Raw genomic sequence first — 16,685 nt, 5'->3', positions numbered from 1 at the left:
TCCGGACGGTCCTACCGGGACGCGGCCACCCGGAAGGTGATCCCCGCCGCGCGCAGCCGTTCGATGAGCGCGTCGCCCATCGCCACCGCCGTCGTGACCTGTCCGGCCGTTTCCGGCAGGTCGTCGAAGGCGAGCGACAGCGCGGACTCCGCGAACATCTTGGCGGTCTCGCCGTAGCCGGGGTCGCCACCCGCGACCTCCGTGAACACGCGGCGCCCGCCGCCCTCGCCCACGAATCGCACCGAGAACCAGCTCTTCGCCCGCCGCGAGGCACTGGGGCCCTCGCCCGGCTTGATCCGGTCGGACAGCCAGCGTCGCGCGGGCGGCACCTGGGCCGCCGCGAACACCGCGCCGACGGCCGTGACCCCGCCCAGCGCGACCGGCAGCCGTTCGACGGCCGCGTAGTGGCGGTAGCGGAAGTCGGGCCCGTAGCGCTCCAGCGCCCGCGCCGAACGCTGCACGATCTGGGCGTCGATGGTGGGCAGCGGCAGCGCCCATGCCCCGACCTCCTTGGCGAACCGCGGAGTGCTCAGCGGCGCGTGTGCCCGCCGTCCGACCAGCCGTGGTTCGTGCCGCCCGCGATCCCGCGCCGCGGCCAGGATGTGCCGCCCGCGCGCGAACTGGGTGAGCGCGGAGGCGAACGTGCCGCCCGAGAACATCGCCTGGGCGCGGACGAAACCGTCGACCCGCAGCGGCACGTCCTCGGGCAGTTGCCGCACCGTGAAGTAGGCGCCCAGGTCGTGCGGAATCGAGTCGAAGCCGCAGGCGTGCACCAGGCGGGCCCCGGTCTCCCGCGCGCGTGCGTCGTGCCGGACGTACATCAGGTCCACGAACTCCGGCTCGCCGGTGAGGTCCAGATAGTCGGTGCCCGCGTCGGCGCAGGCGGCGACCAGCTCCTCGCCGTGCAGGATGTACGGCCCGACGGTCGTCGCCACCACGCGCGCGCCGCGGGCGAGTGCGCGCAGCGACGCCGGATCGGCGACATCCGCCAAGAGCACGTCGGGGGCGCCGGACAGCCGCTCCCGCAGCCGTGCCAGCTTTTCCTCGTCGCGGCCCGCGATCGCCCAGCGCAGCCCCTCGGGCGCGTGCGCGGCGAGGTACTCCGCGGTGAGGGCTCCGACGAACCCGGTGGCTCCGAAGAGCACGATGTCGTACGTGCGATCCGTCCCGTTCAGCCTGCTCATGACACCCCATCTGTCGTGCGCGAAGCGCCGTTGTCGGTGGCTGAGGCTAGCGTGAGGTACGAGCAGCCGAACGATGAGGTCGGCATAGAGGTCGGAGGTGGCCGTGGCTGTGCAGGGGAACGCGCGCCGGCCGTGCGGCGGCATACGTCGCTGACGTGCCCTGTTTTGTGACCTTTCGGCATGATCTGCCACCCTGGATTTAACTAAGCGCTTGCTCGCTGGGGGCTTGCCCGGCGTGGAACACGTTCTTAACATCTCTGATGTCACATCAGTGGTGTCACAGTGCTGGGGGCTCGATGGCAGTGGCAGGGACGCCGGCGTACGGCCCGCTGGCCGGAGTGCGTGTGGTGGAGCTGGCGGGCATCGGCCCCGGCCCGTTCGCCGCCATGCTCCTCGCCGATCTCGGCGCGGACGTCGTCCGCGTGGACCGGCCCGGCGGCACGGGGCTCGCCGTCAACCCGGAGTACGACATCACCAACCGCAACAAGCGGTCGGTCGTGATCGATCTGAAGGCCGAGGACGGCCCCGCCCGCGTCCTCGATCTGGTCGAGCGCGCGGACATCCTCGTCGAGGGCTACCGCCCCGGCGTCGCCGAGCGCCTCGGCGTCGGCCCCGAGACCTGTCACGCCCGCAACCCTCGGCTCGTCTACGGCCGGATGACCGGGTGGGGCCAGCAGGGCCCGCTCGCCCCGCGTGCCGGACACGACATCGCGTACATCGCGCTCACCGGCACCCTCGGCATGATCGGCAGGCCGGACGAGCCGCCCGCGGTCCCCGCGAACCTCGTGGGCGACTACGCGGGCGGCTCGCTCTACCTCGTCGTCGGCGTCCTCGCCGCGCTCCACCACGCGCGCGCCACCGGCGCCGGGCAGGTCGTGGACACGGCGATCGTCGACGGCGCCGCGCACCTCGCCTCGATGATCCACGGCATGCTCGCCGCGGGCGGCTGGCAGGACACGCGCGGCGCCAACCTCCTGGACGGCGGCTGTCCGTACTACGGAACGTACGAGACGGCCGACGGGAAGTACATGGCGGTGGGCGCCCTGGAGCAGCAGTTCTACGCCGAGTTCGTGGAACTGCTCGGCATCGAGGAGTACGCCGATGCCCGAAAGGACCTGACACGCTGGGGCGAGCTGCGCGAGGCGGTCGCCGCCCGCTTCAAGACCCGCACCAGGGACGAGTGGACCGCGGTCTTCGAGGGCTCCGACGCCTGCGTGGCCCCCGTCCTGTCGCTGCGGGAGGCCCCGGCCCACCCCCACCTCGCCGCCCGCGGCACCTTCACCGACCACGGCGGCATCACCCAGCCCGCCCCCGCGCCCCGCTTCTCCCTGACCCGCACCGCCGTCCGCACCGGTCCCGCGCTGCCGGGGGCCGACACCGTGGACGTGGCCCGCGACTGGGACGTACCACGGCTGACGCGGCACGACCTCATGAAGGACGACTCGATGAAGGACGGCGACTGATGGAGCTCTCCCTCCCGCTCGACTACGCGGGCGACCCCCGGCAGGCCGCCGACGAGGTCGCCGCCCTGGAGTCCGCGGGTCTGGACGCCGTCTGGGTCGCGGAGGCCTACGGCTTCGACGCGCCCACGATCATGGGCTATCTGGCCGCCCGCACCGAGCGTATGAAGATCGGCTCCGGGATCCTCAATGTCTACTCGCGCACCCCGGCGCTCCTCGCGCAGACCGCCGCCGGACTCGACGCGATCTCGGGCGGCCGCGCCATGCTGGGGCTCGGTGCCTCGGGCCCGCAGGTCGTCGAGGGCTGGCACGGGAAGGCGTACGACAAACCCCTGGGCCGCACCCGCGAGGCCATCGAACTGACCCGCCGCATCCTGCGCCGCGAGGTCATCGACCACCACGGCATCACCGACATGCCCCGCCCCGGCGGCCTGGGCAAGCCCCTGAAGCTCCTCACCAAGCCGGTGCGCCCCGACATCCCGCTGTACGTGGCCTCCCTGGGCCCCGCCAACGTCCGGATGACCGCCGAACTCGCCGACGGCTGGCTGCCCACCCTCTTCATCCCGGAGAAGGCCCACCAGGTGTGGGGCGGCCCCCTCGCGGAGGGCGCCGCGCTGCGGGACCCGGCGCTCGGCCCGCTGCGGACCGTCGCGGGCGGCCTGCTCGCCATCGGCGAGGACGCGGCCGCCGTACGGGAGCTCGCGCGACCCAAGATCGCCCTCTACGTAGGCGGCATGGGCGCCCCCGGCAAGAACTTCTACAACGACCTCGCCGTGGCCTACGGCTACGAGAAGGAAGCCCGGCTCATCCAGGAGCTGTACCTCTCCGGCCGGAAGAAGGAGGCCGAGGCCGCCGTACCGGCCGAGTTCTGCGAGCTGATCTCGCTGTGCGGGCCGGAGAGCTATGTGCGCGAGCGTGTCGAGGCCTTCCGGGAAGCCGGGGTCGACATGCTCAACATCACTCCCGTGGGGCCGGAGCCGGCCCGGCTGGTCGAGACCGTCAAGAGCTGGCTCCAGGAGGGTATCCGCGCATGAAGCGGCAGATTTTCGGCGCCGAGCACGACGCGTTCCGGGAGACCGTGCGCACCTTCCTCGCCAAGGAGGTGACGCCGTACTACGAACAGTGGGAGAAGGACGGCATCGTCTCGCGCGAGGCCTGGCGCGCCGCCGGGAAACAGGGGCTGCTCGGCCTCGCCGTACCGGAGGCGTACGGAGGCGGCGGCAACGCCGACTTCCGCTACAGCGCCGTGCTCGCCGAGGAGTTCACGCGCGCGGGGGCCGCCGGTCTCGCCCTCGGGCTGCACAACGACATCATCGGGCCGTATCTGACGGACCTGGCCACCGAGGAGCAGAAGCGGCGCTGGCTGCCCGGGTTCTGCGACGGTTCGCTCATCACGGCGATCGCGATGACCGAGCCCGGCGCCGGATCCGACCTCCAGGGCATCAGGACGCACGCCGAGGACCGGGGCGACCACTGGCTGCTCAACGGCTCCAAGACCTTCATCTCGAACGGGATCCTCGCCGACCTGGTAATCGTAGTCGCGAAGACGACCCCGGAGGGCGGCGCCCACGGTCTGTCTCTGCTCGTCGTCGAGCGCGGCATGGCAGGCTTCGAACGTGGCCGCAATCTCGACAAGATCGGGCAGAAGGCGCAGGACACGGCCGAGCTGTTCTTCCACGACGTACGCGTCCCCAAGGAGAACCTGCTCGGGGAGCTCAACGGCGCCTTCGTGCACCTCATGACGAACCTCGCGCAGGAACGCATGGGCATCGCCGTCGCCGGGATCGCGGCGGCCGAGCACCTGCTGGAGATCACCACCCAGTACGTCAAGGAGCGCGAGGTCTTCGGACGGCCGCTGGCCAAGCTCCAGCACATCCGCTTCGAGATAGCCGAGATGGCGACCGAGTGCGCCGTGACCCGTACGTTCCTCGACCGCTGCATCGTCGACCACACGAACGGCGAACTCGACGCCGTGGACGCCTCGATGGCCAAGTGGTGGGCCACCGAACTGCAAAAGCGCGTCGCGGACCGCTGCCTCCAGCTGCACGGCGGCTACGGCTACATGACGGAGTACCGCGTCGCCAGGGCCTTCACCGACGGCCGCATCCAGACCATCTACGGCGGGACCACAGAGATCATGAAGGAGATCATCGGCCGCTCCCTGCTCGGCTGATCCTCCGCACCCTCCCCGAAAGGCTTATCAGTGAGCACCGAAGCGTACGTGTACGACGCGATCCGCACCCCGCGCGGGCGCGGCAAGGCGAACGGCGCCCTGCACGGCACCAAGCCCATCGACCTGGTCGTCGGCCTCATCCACGAGATCCAGCGCCGCTTGCCGGACCTGGACCCGGCCGCGATCGACGACATCGTGCTCGGTGTGGTGGGCCCGGTCGGCGACCAGGGCTCCGACATCGCGCGGATCGCCGCGATCGCCGCCGGACTGCCCGACACGGTCGCCGGCGTCCAGGAGAACCGCTTCTGCGCCTCGGGCCTGGAAGCCGTCAACCTGGCCGCGATGAAGGTCCGCTCCGGATGGGAGGACCTGGTGCTCGCGGGCGGTGTCGAGTCGATGTCCCGCGTGCCCATGGCCTCGGACGGCGGCGCCTGGTTCGCCGACCCGATGACCAACATCGCCACCAACTTCGCGCCCCAGGGCATCGGCGCCGACCTCATCGCCACCATCGAGGGCTTCTCACGGCGGGACGTCGACGAGTACGCGGCCCTCTCCCAGGAGCGCGCGGCGGCCGCCTGGAAGGACGGCCGCTTCGACCGGTCCGTCGTCCCCGTGAAGGACCGCAGCGGGCTCGTCGTCCTCGACCACGACGAGCACATGCGCCCCGGCACCACCGCCGACTCGCTCGGCAAGCTGAAGCCCTCGTTCGCGGACATCGGCGAGCTGGGCGGCTTCGACGCCGTGGCGCTGCAGAAGTACCACTGGGTCGAGGAGATCGACCACGTCCACCACGCGGGCAACTCCTCCGGCATCGTCGACGGCGCCTCCCTGGTCGCCATCGGCTCCAAGGAGGTCGGCGAGCGCCACGGCCTCACCCCGCGCGCCCGGATCGTCGCCGCGGCCGTCTCCGGCTCCGAGCCCACGATCATGCTCACCGGCCCCGCGCCCGCGACCCGCAAGGCGCTCGCCAAGGCCGGGCTGACCATCGACGACATCGACCTCGTGGAGATCAACGAGGCCTTCGCCGCGGTCGTCCTGCGCTTCGTGAAGGACATGGGCCTGTCCCTCGACAAGGTCAACGTCAACGGCGGCGCGATCGCGCTCGGTCACCCGCTCGGTGCCACCGGCGCGATGATCCTCGGCAGCCTCGTCGACGAACTGGAGCGCCAGGACAAGCGCTACGGCCTGGCCACGCTGTGCGTGGGCGGCGGCATGGGCATCGCGACCATCGTCGAGCGACTGTAACCCCCGGCGGGACCCCCAGACTTCCACGGCTTAAACGGCTTCTACGGAGACCCTCCTCATGACCGAGAGCACCACCATCCGCTGGGAACAGGACGAGACCGGTGTCGTCACCCTCGTCCTCGACGACCCCAACCAGTCCGCCAACACCATGAACCAGGCCTTCAAGGACTCGATCGCGGCGATCGCCGAACGCGCCGAGGCCGAGAAGGACTCCATCCGGGGCATCATCTACACCTCCGCCAAGAAGACCTTCTTCGCGGGCGGCGACCTCAAGGACATGATCAAGGCAGGCCCGGAGAACGCCCAGGAGGCCTTCGACACCGGCACGGCCATCAAGTCCTCCCTGCGCCGCATCGAGACCCTGGGCAAGCCGGTCGTCGCCGCCATCAACGGCGCGGCCCTCGGCGGCGGCTACGAGATCGCCCTCGCCTCCCACCACCGTGTCGCCCTGGACGCCCCCGGCTCCAAGATCGGCCTGCCCGAGGTCACCCTCGGCCTGCTGCCCGCCGGCGGCGGCGTCACCCGCACCGTCCGGCTCATGGGCATCACCGACGCCCTGCTGAAGGTGCTCCTCCAGGGCACCCAGTACTCCCCGCAGCGGGCCCTGGAGAACGGGCTCGTCCACGAAGTGGCGGCCTCCTCAGAGGAGATGCTCGCCAAGGCGCGCGCCTTCATCGACGCCAACCCCGAGTCGCACCAGCCCTGGGACAAGCCCGGCTACAAGATCCCGGGCGGCACGCCGTCGAACCCGAAGTTCGCGGCCAACCTGCCCGCCTTCCCGGCCAACCTGAGGAAGCAGCTGGGCGGCGCCCCCTACCCGGCCCCGCGCAACATCATGGCGGCCGCCGTCGAGGGCTCCCAGGTCGACTTCGAGACCGCGCTGGTCATCGAGGCCCGCTACTTCACCGAGCTGGTCACCGGGCAGACCTCGAAGAACATGATCCAGGCGTTCTTCTTCGACCTCCAGGCGGTCAACTCCGGCGCCAACCGCCCCCAGGGCATCGAGCCGCGCCAGGTCCGCAGGGTCGCCGTCCTCGGCGCCGGGATGATGGGCGCCGGCATCGCCTACTCGTGCGCCCGCGCGGGCATCGACGTCGTCCTGAAGGACGTGTCGGCGGAGGCGGCGGCCAAGGGCAAGGCCTACTCCGAGAAGCTCTGCGCGAAGGCTGTCTCCCGGGGCCGTACGACCCAGGCGAAGGCCGACGAGCTGCTCGCCCGCATCACGCCCACCGCCGACCCGAACGACCTGGCCGGCTGCGACGCCGTGATCGAGGCCGTCTTCGAGGACACGGCCCTCAAGCACAAGGTGTTCCAGGAGATCCAGAACGTCGTCGAGCCCGACGCGCTGCTGTGCTCCAACACCTCGACCCTGCCGATCACCGTGCTCGCCGAGGGCGTGGAGCGGCAGGAGGACTTCATCGGGCTGCACTTCTTCTCGCCCGTGGACAAGATGCCGCTCGTCGAGATCATCAAGGGCGATCGAAGCGGCGACGAGGCGCTGGCGCGCGCCTTCGACCTCGTACGGCAGATCAAGAAGACCCCGATCGTCGTCAACGACTCGCGCGGCTTCTTCACCTCCCGCGTCATCGGCCACTTCATCAACGAGGGCGTCGCGATGGTCGGCGAGGGCATCGAGCCCGCCTCCGTCGAGCAGGCGGCGGCCCAGGCGGGCTACCCGGCCAAGGTCCTCTCCCTGATGGACGAGCTGACGCTCACCCTGCCGCGCAAGATCCGCAAGGAGTCCAGGCAGGCCGTCGAGGAGGCGGGCGGCACCTGGCAGACGCACCCGGCGGAGGCGGTCATCGACCGCATGGTCGACGAGTTCGGCCGCACCGGGCGCAGCGGCGGCGCGGGCTTCTACGAGTACGGCGCGGACGGCAAGCGCGGCAAGCTCTGGCCCGGCCTGCGCGAGCACTACACCAAGCCCGGCCACGAGATCCCGTTCAAGGACATGCAGGAGCGCATGCTCTTCTCCGAGGCGCTGGACACCGTCCGGCTCCTGGAGGAGGGCGTGCTGACGTCCGTCGCCGACGCCAACATCGGATCCATCTTCGGGATCGGCTTCCCGGGCTGGACCGGCGGCGTGCTCCAGTACATCAACGGCTACGACGGAGGTCCGGCCGGATTCGTGGCACGCGCGCGTGAACTCGCCGAGCGCTACGGGGACCGGTTCACGCCGCCCGCGCTGCTCGTCGAGAAGGCGGAGAAGGGCGAGAGGTTCAGCGACAGCTGACGTATCGCCGAGCGGGAGGCGCGCGGGTGTGGCTCAAGGAGTCCTCAGTGGCTCAGGACTCCTTGAGCCACTCCCGCAGCTCCGCCTTCAGGGAGCGCTGGAACGTGGTCAGCAGCGCCTGCACCACCAGCGGCTGCATGTGGGCGGACAGGGACTTCACCGCGGCCACCGACTCGTGCTCGCCCACCGCCTCGCGCAGCAACGCGGACAGCTCGCGTGCCGCCGCGCGGGAGTGCTCCAGCAGGACGCCGCGCGCGGCGAGGATCGACTCGTGCGCGAGCGGTACGTCGAGGAGCTGGATGCCGAGCGCCAGCAGCGCCGGGTCCACGCGGAAGGAGCCGGGGGAGTCCGAGCTGTCCGGGCTGTCGGATGTGCCCTCGGCCCGCTCGATGACGTTCATCGCGACCAGCCGCTCCAGGGCCTCCTCGCCCAGCGGGCGGCCGGCCCGTCGTTCCAGTTCCTCGCGTGTCACGTCCTCCGCCGCGTCCGGCGCCCAGGAGGCGACCACGGCACGGTGAAGGGCGAGATCCTGGGCGCTCAGGTCGGCCGGCAGCTGCTGAAGATGGCGCTCGATCGCGGCCAGCGTCATGCCCTGGCGCTGCAGCTCCTCGATGAGCGCGAGCCGGGCCAGATGCTCCTGGCTGTAGTGCCCCACCCGGCGGGGTCCGATCACGGGCGGCGGGAGCAGCCCCTTGGAACTGTAGAAACGGACCGTACGGACCGTGACGCCCGCGCGTGCCGCCAGCTCGTCGACCGTGAGCGTCGGCTCCTCGGTGTCCGTCGTCATGGCAGGTCCTCGCCTCTTCGATGGTGCAGCGATCAGGTGCAACAGTATTGCTGTCTCACCAGTTCTGTGAAAGCGCTGTCGACGAGTTCTGCCCCTTTGATCACCATGTGAGATGTTCCGCGGTGTGAGCTGTGCCATCGCATCAGGGGGATCCCTCGGGGAAGGTGGCTCCTTGGTCTGCGCCGCGTCAGGGGTGGTGCGGGCCGAGGCACATCCGGAAACCCGCGTACTCGGTGCGTGGGCGCACCAGAGAGTAGATCCACGCGTGAGCAAGGACGCCGTAGACACGGCCAAGGCCGCATCCCGCACCGACGCGGCCCGCACGCCCGCGGACGCGGGCGACGCCGGTTACAGCAAGGACCTCAAGGCCCGCCACGTCAACATGATCGCCATCGGCGGCGCGATCGGCACCGGACTCTTCCTCGGCGCCGGCGGCCGCCTCCACAACGCGGGACCCGCGCTGGCGATCGCCTACCTCGTCTGCGGAGTCTTCGCCTTCTTCGTCGTGCGGGCGCTCGGCGAGCTGGTCCTCTACCGGCCGTCCTCCGGGTCCTTCGTGTCGTACGCGCGTGAATTCCTCGGTGAGAAGGGCGCGTACGTCGCCGGGTGGATGTACTTCCTCAACTGGTCGACGACCGGCATCGCCGACATCACCGCGATCGCGCTCTACACGCACTACTGGAGCTTCTTCACCGACATCCCCCAGTGGGTGCTGGCGCTGATCGCCCTCGCGGTGGTCCTGGCCGTCAACCTGATCTCGGTGAAGATCTTCGGCGAGATGGAGTTCTGGTTCGCGATCGTCAAGGTCGCCACCCTCGTCTCCTTCATGCTGGTCGGCATCTTCCTGCTGGCCACGCACCACGACGTGGGCGGCCAGAAGCCCGGCCTGAGCGTCATCACGGACCACGGCGGTCTGCTCCCGCACGGGATCATGCCGGTCGTCCTGGTGATGCAGGGCGTGGTCTTCGCGTACGCGGCCCTGGAGCTGGTCGGCGTCGCCGCGGGCGAGACCGCCGAGCCGGAGAAGGTCGTCCCGCGCGCGGTGAACTCGATCATGTGGCGCGTGGGCCTGTTCTACGTCGGCTCGGTCGTGCTGCTCGCGCTGCTGCTGCCCGGTTCGGTCTACTCGGCCGACGAGAGCCCCTTCGTCACCGTCCTGTCGAAGATCGGCGTTCAGGGTGCCGGTGACGTCATGAACCTGGTCGTCCTCACCGCGGCCATGTCGTCCCTGAACTCCGGCCTGTACTCCACCGGCCGCATCCTGCGCTCCATGGCGACGGCGGGCTCCGCGCCCCGGTTCACCGCGAAGATGAACCGCAACCAGGTCCCGTACGGCGGCATCCTGCTCACCTGCGCGGTGTGCGTGCTCGGCGTCGGCCTGAACTACCTCATGCCCAGCCAGGCCTTCGAGATCGTCCTGAACGTGGCGTCCCTGGGCATCATCAGCACCTGGGTGATCATCATGGTCTGTCACCTGGTGTTCGTCCGCCGTGCCAAGGACGGCCTGGTCACCCGCCCGTCCTTCCGGCTCCCCGGCAGCCCTGTGACCGAGATCGTCACCATCGCCTTCCTGCTGGCCGTGCTCGGCCTGATGGGCAACGACCCCGAGGTCGGCCGCAAGACCCTGCTCCTCATCCCGGTGATCGCGGCACTGCTGGTCGGCGGCTGGTTCGCGATCCGCCACCGGGTCTCGAAGGCCACGGACCAGGAACTGAGCGAGCTGACGAAGTAGCAGATCGCACGCCGCTGTCAGTGGTGGTGCCTACGCTGGCGTCATGTCGGAGATCACATATGTCCGGGGTGACGCCACCGCTCCGTCGGTCAAGGGCGTCAAGCTGATCGCTCATGTCTGCAATGACATCGGGGGCTGGGGGAAGGGGTTCGTCCTGGCCCTGTCCCGCCGCTGGCCCGAGCCGGAGGCGGCGTACCGGGCGTGGCACCGGGACCGGGCGCACAACGACTTCGGGCTGGGCGCGACCCGGTTCGTCCAGGTCGAGAAGTATGTGTGGGTGGCGAACCTGATAGGTCAGCGGGGCACTCGGACGGGCAGCAAGGGGGTCCCCGTCCGCTACGAGGCGATCGACACGGGCCTCGCCCACGTGGCGATCAAGGCCGCCGAACTCGACGCGTCCGTCCACATGCCCCGCATCGGCTGCGGTCTGGCCGGCGGCGACTGGTCCCGGGTGGAGCCGCTGATCATGCGACGGCTGGTGGAGCGGGGGGTGGCGGTGACGGTGTACGACTACGGGGAATGAGCGGGGCCCGCGGGATGGGCGCGCGGCTTCTCGCGCCGATGGTGGGCCCACCGGGGTCGTTCAGAGGGGCTGTTTTCGGTCAACTCTGGCGCAGATGCGCGTTGGTTCGCACGCATGAGCGGGTAAGTCACGGCCATGGAACTCATCCCCTACCCGATAGGTCCACTCAACCCGAAGGTTCAGGACCTGGGCTACGCCCTGGCGCTGTTCGCCTTCATCTACCTGTTCGTCGCCCGCGTGCTCCCTCGGATGAACCGGGCGCTCGAACTGCGGGACGACGCGATCAACGGCGCCAAGGAGCGCGCCGAAGCCGTGCGCGCCCGCGCCGAGAGTGAACGTCTCGGGACCGAGGCCCTGTTGGCCGAGGCCCGCCACGAAGCCGCCCGCATCCGCCAGCAGGCCCTCGAACAGGGCTCCGCCCTGATCGCCGAGGCCCGCGCGGACGGGCAGCGCGAACGTGACGCCGTGGTGGCCGACGGCCGCGCCCGCATCGAGTCCGAGTGCGCGGCGGCCGACGCCGAACTCCGGATGTCCGTATCGGAGTTGGCCTCGGAGCTGGCGAGCCGCATCGTGGGCGAGCGGATCACGGCCCCGGTGGAGCAGGCCAACTGACGCCCGTTCGCGAACGGCCCCCACGCGCCCGCCCTGAGAGACGGAAGGGCGGGCGCGTGGGCTGAGGCCCCGTTGCGGGGCCCGCGGTGCCGGTTCAGCCGGAGTGGACGGAATCCGTTGCCGCGATCTTCTTCCACGACCTGGGCTGCGCCGGGGCCCCCGCCGTGGCCGGGGCCACCGCGATCGACGCACCCCGCGCCGCGGGCGCCGCCGGCTTCGACGGCTCGAACAGCCAGGTGTCGAAGAGCGTGGCGAGCGACTTGCCCGACACCTTCTCCGCGTACTTCTGGAAGTCCCCGACGGACGCGTTCCCGTAGGCGTGTTCCCGCGGCCATCCCTTCAGGATGGCGAAGAACGTGTCGTCCCCGACCTCGTTGCGCAGCGCCTGCACCGCCACCGCCCCCCGGTCGTAGACCGCCGTGTCGAACTGGTTGTCCGGACCGGGGTCACCCGGCGCGACCTTCCAGAAGGCGTCGTCCGCCGGATGCGAGGCGTACACGTAGTCCGCGAGCTCCTGCGCCGTCCCCTCGCCCTCGTGCTCGGACCACAGCCACTGTGCGTACCGCGCGAAGCCCTCGTTGATCCAGATGTCCTTCCAGCCCTTCAGGGACACGTCGTCGCCGTACCACTGATGCGCCAGCTCATGGACGACCACCGAGGTGTTGGAGCCGTTCGCGAACTGCCGGGGGCTGTAGTAGACGCGCGTCTGGGTCTCCAGCGCGTACCCGGTGGTGGTGTTCGGCACGTATCCGCCCACCGAGCTGAAGGGGTACGGGCCGAAGTAGCCGGTCAGCCAGTCGACGATCTCCCCGGTCCGCTCGACGCTGGCCCGCGCGGCCCCGTCGTTGTCGCCGAGGTCCTTGCTGTACGCGTTGACGACCGGGACGCCACCGGACGTCGTGCCCGTCGTGATGTCGAACTTTCCGATGGCGAGCGTGGCGAGATAGGTCGCCTGCGGCTTGTTGGACCGCCAGCTGTAGCGGGTCCAGCCGAGTCGTGAACTCGTCGACTGGAGCGTGCCGTTGGAGATCGCCTGCGTACCGTCCGGCACGGCCACCGAGACGTCATAGGTGGCCTTGTCGCTCGGGTGGTCGTTGCTGGGGAACCACCACCAGGCCGACTCGGGCTCGTCCGCCGCGACGGCCCCGTCCGGAGTGCGGTGCCAGGTCGAGAAGCCGTACGCGCTCTTCGTCGAGGGCACCCCGCTGTAACGGACGACGACCGTGACGGGCGTGCCCTTCGGCAGCGGAGTCGCCGGGGTGATCTCCAGCTCGTGCTGGCCCGAGGTGGTGAAGGAGGCCTTCGCCCCGTTGACCCGCACCTCGCTCACATCGAGCAGGAAGTCGAGGTCGAAGCGTGAGAGGTCCTGCGTGGTGGTGGCCAGGAGGGTCGCCGTTCCCTGCAACTCGTCGGTGGCCGGCTGGTACTGGAGCCGCAGGTCGTAGTGCGAGACGTCGTATCCGCCGTTGCCGTAGGCCGGGTAGTAGGGGTCGCCGATACCGGGCGCCCCGGGGGTGTAGTCCGCCGCCGATGCCGGGATCGCCAGCAGGAGGGAGGCGGCGAGGGCGCCCGGGGCGATGAGTCTGCGGTGCACGAGGAGCTCCAAGTCATGGGGGAACGAGGACAGTTCGGAGCCTATTGACTCCCTGTGCCGTCACCCTGTCCATCGCCCCTCCCGTCACACGATCGCCATTCGGCCGACATGACCGATTCGGGCCCGGCTGCCTCCACCGACCCTCTTTTGTACCGGAGTTGACCGGGGTACCTTCCGCGCATGCCGAAACCAGCGCGCCGTATGCGCTTCACGACCTGGAGATCGCTCGCGACGGCGGTCACCGCCGCCCTGATGGCCGTCTTCCTCGCCCCCGCCGCCGCACACGGCGCGCCCCGGGAGAGCACCCCGGTCTACTCGTACGAGAACGCGATCCGCGAAGCCGTCTGGGTGGACACCGGCCTCGACGGCGACGGCGACGGGAAGAGTGACCGCGTCGCCGTCGACATCGTCCGGCCCCGTGAACTCGCCCAGCAGGGCCGCAAGGTTCCCGTGATCATGGACGCAAGCCCGTACTACTCCTGCTGCGGGCGCGGCAACGAGAGCCAGCTCAAGACGTACGACGCGAACGGCGACGTCGTCCAGATGCCGCTGTTCTACGACAACTACTTCGTGCCGCGCGGCTACGCCTTCGTCGGCGTCGACCTGGCCGGAACCAATCGCTCCGACGGCTGCGTGGACGTCGGCGGCCGCTCCGACGTCCAGTCCGCGAAGGCCGTGGTCGACTGGCTCAACGGCCGGGCCAAGGGCTACACGACGCGTACCGGCGCCGACCGGGCCAAGGCGACCTGGACCAACGGCAGAACCGGCATGATCGGCAAGAGCTGGGACGGCACCATCGCCAACGGTGTCGCCGCGACCGGCGTCAAGGGCCTGAAGACCATCGTGCCGATCAGCGCCATCTCCTCCTGGTACGACTACTACTTCGCCAAGGGCGCCCCGCTGTACGACTCGGGCCCGGACTGGCTCTCCGGCTACGTCGACAGCCCCGAGGCCACCGCCAAGTGCGCCGCCGTGCAGCAGAAGCTCGTCGACGGGGCGCCGCGCACCGGTGACTGGACCAAGTTCTGGACCGAGCGCGACTACGTGAAGGACGCGAGCAAGGTCAGGGCGAGCGTCTTCCTGGTGCACGGCATGCAGGACCTCAACGTCCGCACCAAGAACTTCGGCCAGTGGTGGAGCGCCCTCGCCAAGAACGGCGTCGAGCGCAAGATCTGGCTCTCCCAGACCGGCCATGTCGACCCCTTCGACTTCCGCCGCGCCGCCTGGGTCGACACCCTGCACCGCTGGTTCGACCACGAACTCCTCGGCTACGACAACGGCATCGACGACGAGCCCATGGCCGACATCGAGCGCCACCCCGACCAGTGGGTCACCTCCGGCATCTGGCCGCCCCGCGGGACGCAGACGACGACACTGCGTCCGGGCACGGGCACCCAGGCGGGCGTCGGCACCCTCGGCCTGCGTACGGGTTCCGGAACCGAGGCCTTCACCGACGACCCGCAGCTGAGCGAGACCGACTGGGCGGCCCACATCGACCGGTCCACCTCCGAGAAGACCGGGTTCGTCACCAAGCCGCTGACCAGGGACCTGCGTCTGTCCGGCTCCTCCAAGGTGATCGTCACGGCCACGCCGACCACCTCGACCGCCCACCTCTCCGCGGTCCTGGTCGACCTGGGCCCGGACACCATCCGCGACTACGCCGACGGCGGTGAGGGCATCACCACCCTCACCGACCGCACCTGCTGGGGTCCGAGCACGAGCGGCGACAGCTCCTGCTACAAGGTCACCCAGGCGAAGAAGACCGACGTCGCCGCCACGGTCTTCAGCCGCGGCTGGGCCGACCTCGGCAACTACGCCTCCGACCTCAAGGGCGTCCCGCTCACCCCGGGCAAGGCGTACACGATCACGCTCGACCTGGCCGCCACCGACCACGTCGTCCCGGCGGGACACCGGCTCGCCCTGATCGTCGCGGGCACCGACAAGGACCTCATCGACCCCCCGTCGACCACTCCGACCCTCACGCTGGACCTGTCCCGTACGTCCGCCCGTGTGCCGTTCGTCGGCGGCGCCGGTGCCTTCGCCAGGGCCACGGCGGGCTCCACCGCCGCCGCGAGCACGGCCGGCCTCGACGGCGTACGCGATCCGAGCAGTGCCCTCCGGGTCCCGGGGGAGTCCCGCTGACCCACTGACTCCCTCAAGGGCGCACGGCGGCCGGTTCCTCGCCCAGCGCGAGCCCGGCCGCCTCCCGCGCACAGCCCCAGGCCACCGTGACGCCCGCGCCGCCATGACCGTAGTGGTGCACCAACACCTGCCCGTCGGGCAGTACTTCACGCTCCAGCCGGACCGTGTCACGCACCGGCCGCAGCCCCACCCGATGGCCCAGCACGCGCGCCCCGGCGATCTCCGGCCGCAGCGCCACACACCGTTCCACGATCGCTTCGGCCGCCGCCGGATCCGGCGTGAGCGACCAGTCATCGTCGTCGGTCGTGCCACCCAGCACGAGCCGGTCCGGGTGCGGGAAGACATAGGTGGTCGTGCCGGCGTCCCTGTCCGTCGACACGAGCCAGGTATGGACCCCGGGGTTCTCCACGATCACGAGCTGCCCGCGCACGGGCCGTACGGCCGGATCCGGTACGAGCGTATGGGCACCCAGCCCCGTGCAGTTGACGACGACCGGCGCCTCGACCTCCGCGAGATCCGTCACTGTCCGTGTCTCGACGGCTCCGCCCGCCCGCAGGAACCGCTCGCGCAGCCAGCCCAGATGCACCGGCATGTCGATCAGCGGCAACCGCGCCCACAGCCCCGTACCCGCGTACTCCTCGGCCGTCGTCGCCCGCAGCCCCGGCACCCTGGCGGCCCACGGCTCCAGCTCGTCCAGCCGCGTCTCACCCTGTACGCCCTCGACCACGCGTACGCCCGTCTCGTCCGGGCGGCTCGCCAACTCCTCGTACACGGAGAGTGATCGCAGGGCCCATTCGCCCGCGAGCGCCTTCGGCCGGATGCGGTACGGCCACCACAGCGCGCCGGCAACGGCCGAGGTGGTCAGCTCGCCGGACTCCCGCGCCCACACCCGTACCCGCCGGCCGCGCTCGGCCAGGACGATCGCCGTCGTCAACCCGACGACACCGCTTCCGACCACGATCACGTCACCGCTGGGCGCGTTGTCCATGCAGGGACGTTA

13 protein-coding genes are annotated in these 16,685 nt (G+C 70.4%); 9 read left to right on the top strand and 4 right to left on the bottom strand.

Translation table 11 applies throughout. The features are described 5' to 3' along the window. Window positions 1–11: 11 nt before the first annotated feature. Window positions 12–1,184, bottom strand: a complete 1,173-nt coding sequence (locus ACZ7M2_RS46355) for a saccharopine dehydrogenase family protein (protein ID WP_471600400.1) — start codon at window positions 1,182–1,184, stop codon at window positions 12–14. Window positions 1,185–1,480: 296 nt separating this feature from the next. Here ACZ7M2_RS46355 and ACZ7M2_RS46350 point away from each other — a divergent pair, with 296 nt between their 5' ends. Genes ACZ7M2_RS46350 through ACZ7M2_RS46330 form a run of 5 tightly spaced genes read left to right on the top strand, consistent with a single transcriptional unit; the run spans window position 1,481 to window position 8,295 of the window. After that, complete coding sequence (locus tag ACZ7M2_RS46350; protein WP_471600399.1) at window positions 1,481–2,647, top strand: CaiB/BaiF CoA transferase family protein; 1,167 nt, start codon at window positions 1,481–1,483, stop codon at window positions 2,645–2,647. Then, window positions 2,647–3,678, top strand: a complete 1,032-nt coding sequence (locus tag ACZ7M2_RS46345; RefSeq protein WP_352047717.1) for an LLM class F420-dependent oxidoreductase — start codon at window positions 2,647–2,649, stop codon at window positions 3,676–3,678. Before ACZ7M2_RS46350 ends, ACZ7M2_RS46345 begins: the two co-directional genes overlap by 1 nt. Continuing rightward, window positions 3,675–4,817, top strand: coding sequence for an acyl-CoA dehydrogenase family protein (locus tag ACZ7M2_RS46340; RefSeq protein ID WP_471600398.1), 1,143 nt, complete (start codon window positions 3,675–3,677; stop codon window positions 4,815–4,817). The genes ACZ7M2_RS46345 and ACZ7M2_RS46340 overlap by 4 nt, the downstream gene beginning before the upstream one ends. 30 nt (window positions 4,818–4,847) lie before the next feature. Beyond that, on the top strand, window positions 4,848–6,062 hold the full coding sequence (locus tag ACZ7M2_RS46335; RefSeq protein WP_352047719.1) for an acetyl-CoA C-acetyltransferase: 1,215 nt from the start codon (window positions 4,848–4,850) through the stop codon (window positions 6,060–6,062). Window positions 6,063–6,120: 58 nt separating this feature from the next. Then, on the top strand, window positions 6,121–8,295 hold the full coding sequence (locus ACZ7M2_RS46330) for a 3-hydroxyacyl-CoA dehydrogenase NAD-binding domain-containing protein (protein ID WP_471600397.1): 2,175 nt from the start codon (window positions 6,121–6,123) through the stop codon (window positions 8,293–8,295). A gap of 52 nt (window positions 8,296–8,347) precedes the next feature. Here the strand turns inward: ACZ7M2_RS46330 and ACZ7M2_RS46325 are convergent, their stop codons facing one another. Next, window positions 8,348–9,082: a MerR family transcriptional regulator gene (locus tag ACZ7M2_RS46325; protein ID WP_471600396.1), complete on the bottom strand. Its 735-nt coding sequence runs from the start codon at window positions 9,080–9,082 to the stop codon at window positions 8,348–8,350. 265 nt (window positions 9,083–9,347) lie between these two features. Between ACZ7M2_RS46325 and ACZ7M2_RS46320 the strand changes: the two genes are divergently transcribed. From ACZ7M2_RS46320 to ACZ7M2_RS46310, 3 genes are all read left to right on the top strand, one after another. Further along, the gene (locus ACZ7M2_RS46320; RefSeq protein ID WP_471600395.1) at window positions 9,348–10,814 is read left to right on the top strand and encodes an amino acid permease; all 1,467 of its coding nucleotides are present in this window, start codon (window positions 9,348–9,350) and stop codon (window positions 10,812–10,814) included. Window positions 10,815–10,857: 43 nt separating this feature from the next. Next, the gene (locus tag ACZ7M2_RS46315; protein ID WP_471600394.1) at window positions 10,858–11,337 is read left to right on the top strand and encodes a macro domain-containing protein; all 480 of its coding nucleotides are present in this window, start codon (window positions 10,858–10,860) and stop codon (window positions 11,335–11,337) included. Between the two features lie 135 nt (window positions 11,338–11,472). Next, window positions 11,473–11,949, top strand: coding sequence for a F0F1 ATP synthase subunit B family protein (locus ACZ7M2_RS46310; RefSeq protein WP_471600393.1), 477 nt, complete (start codon window positions 11,473–11,475; stop codon window positions 11,947–11,949). A gap of 94 nt (window positions 11,950–12,043) precedes the next feature. Here the strand turns inward: ACZ7M2_RS46310 and ACZ7M2_RS46305 are convergent, their stop codons facing one another. Beyond that, complete coding sequence (locus ACZ7M2_RS46305; protein WP_352047725.1) at window positions 12,044–13,543, bottom strand: M1 family metallopeptidase; 1,500 nt, start codon at window positions 13,541–13,543, stop codon at window positions 12,044–12,046. Between the two features lie 180 nt (window positions 13,544–13,723). Here ACZ7M2_RS46305 and ACZ7M2_RS46300 point away from each other — a divergent pair, with 180 nt between their 5' ends. After that, a complete protein-coding gene (locus tag ACZ7M2_RS46300) occupies window positions 13,724–15,685 on the top strand; it encodes a Xaa-Pro dipeptidyl-peptidase (protein WP_471600392.1) in 1,962 nt (653 codons plus the stop codon). Between the two features lie 13 nt (window positions 15,686–15,698). Here ACZ7M2_RS46300 and ACZ7M2_RS46295 read toward each other — a convergent pair whose 3' ends face one another. Then, a complete protein-coding gene (locus ACZ7M2_RS46295; RefSeq protein WP_471600391.1) occupies window positions 15,699–16,673 on the bottom strand; it encodes an FAD-dependent oxidoreductase in 975 nt (324 codons plus the stop codon). Between the last annotated feature and the right edge of the window lie 12 nt (window positions 16,674–16,685).

The organism is Streptomyces sp. NPDC111507 (assembly GCF_055638955.1).
The sequence above is the reverse complement of the archived record's forward strand: the minus strand, read 5'-3'. Positions and strand labels throughout refer to the sequence as shown.

Coding starts and splice junctions, on each gene's coding strand:
- ACZ7M2_RS46355 (WP_471600400.1), bottom strand. CDS start 1,184: ATGAGCAGGCTGAACGGGACGGATCGCACGTACGACATCGTGCTCTTC.
- ACZ7M2_RS46350 (WP_471600399.1), top strand. CDS start 1,481: ATGGCAGTGGCAGGGACGCCGGCGTACGGCCCGCTGGCCGGAGTGCGT.
- ACZ7M2_RS46345 (WP_352047717.1), top strand. CDS start 2,647: ATGGAGCTCTCCCTCCCGCTCGACTACGCGGGCGACCCCCGGCAGGCC.
- ACZ7M2_RS46340 (WP_471600398.1), top strand. CDS start 3,675: ATGAAGCGGCAGATTTTCGGCGCCGAGCACGACGCGTTCCGGGAGACC.
- ACZ7M2_RS46330 (WP_471600397.1), top strand. CDS start 6,121: ATGACCGAGAGCACCACCATCCGCTGGGAACAGGACGAGACCGGTGTC.
- ACZ7M2_RS46325 (WP_471600396.1), bottom strand. CDS start 9,082: ATGACGACGGACACCGAGGAGCCGACGCTCACGGTCGACGAGCTGGCG.
- ACZ7M2_RS46315 (WP_471600394.1), top strand. CDS start 10,858: ATGTCGGAGATCACATATGTCCGGGGTGACGCCACCGCTCCGTCGGTC.
- ACZ7M2_RS46310 (WP_471600393.1), top strand. CDS start 11,473: ATGGAACTCATCCCCTACCCGATAGGTCCACTCAACCCGAAGGTTCAG.
- ACZ7M2_RS46300 (WP_471600392.1), top strand. CDS start 13,724: ATGCCGAAACCAGCGCGCCGTATGCGCTTCACGACCTGGAGATCGCTC.
- ACZ7M2_RS46295 (WP_471600391.1), bottom strand. CDS start 16,673: ATGGACAACGCGCCCAGCGGTGACGTGATCGTGGTCGGAAGCGGTGTC.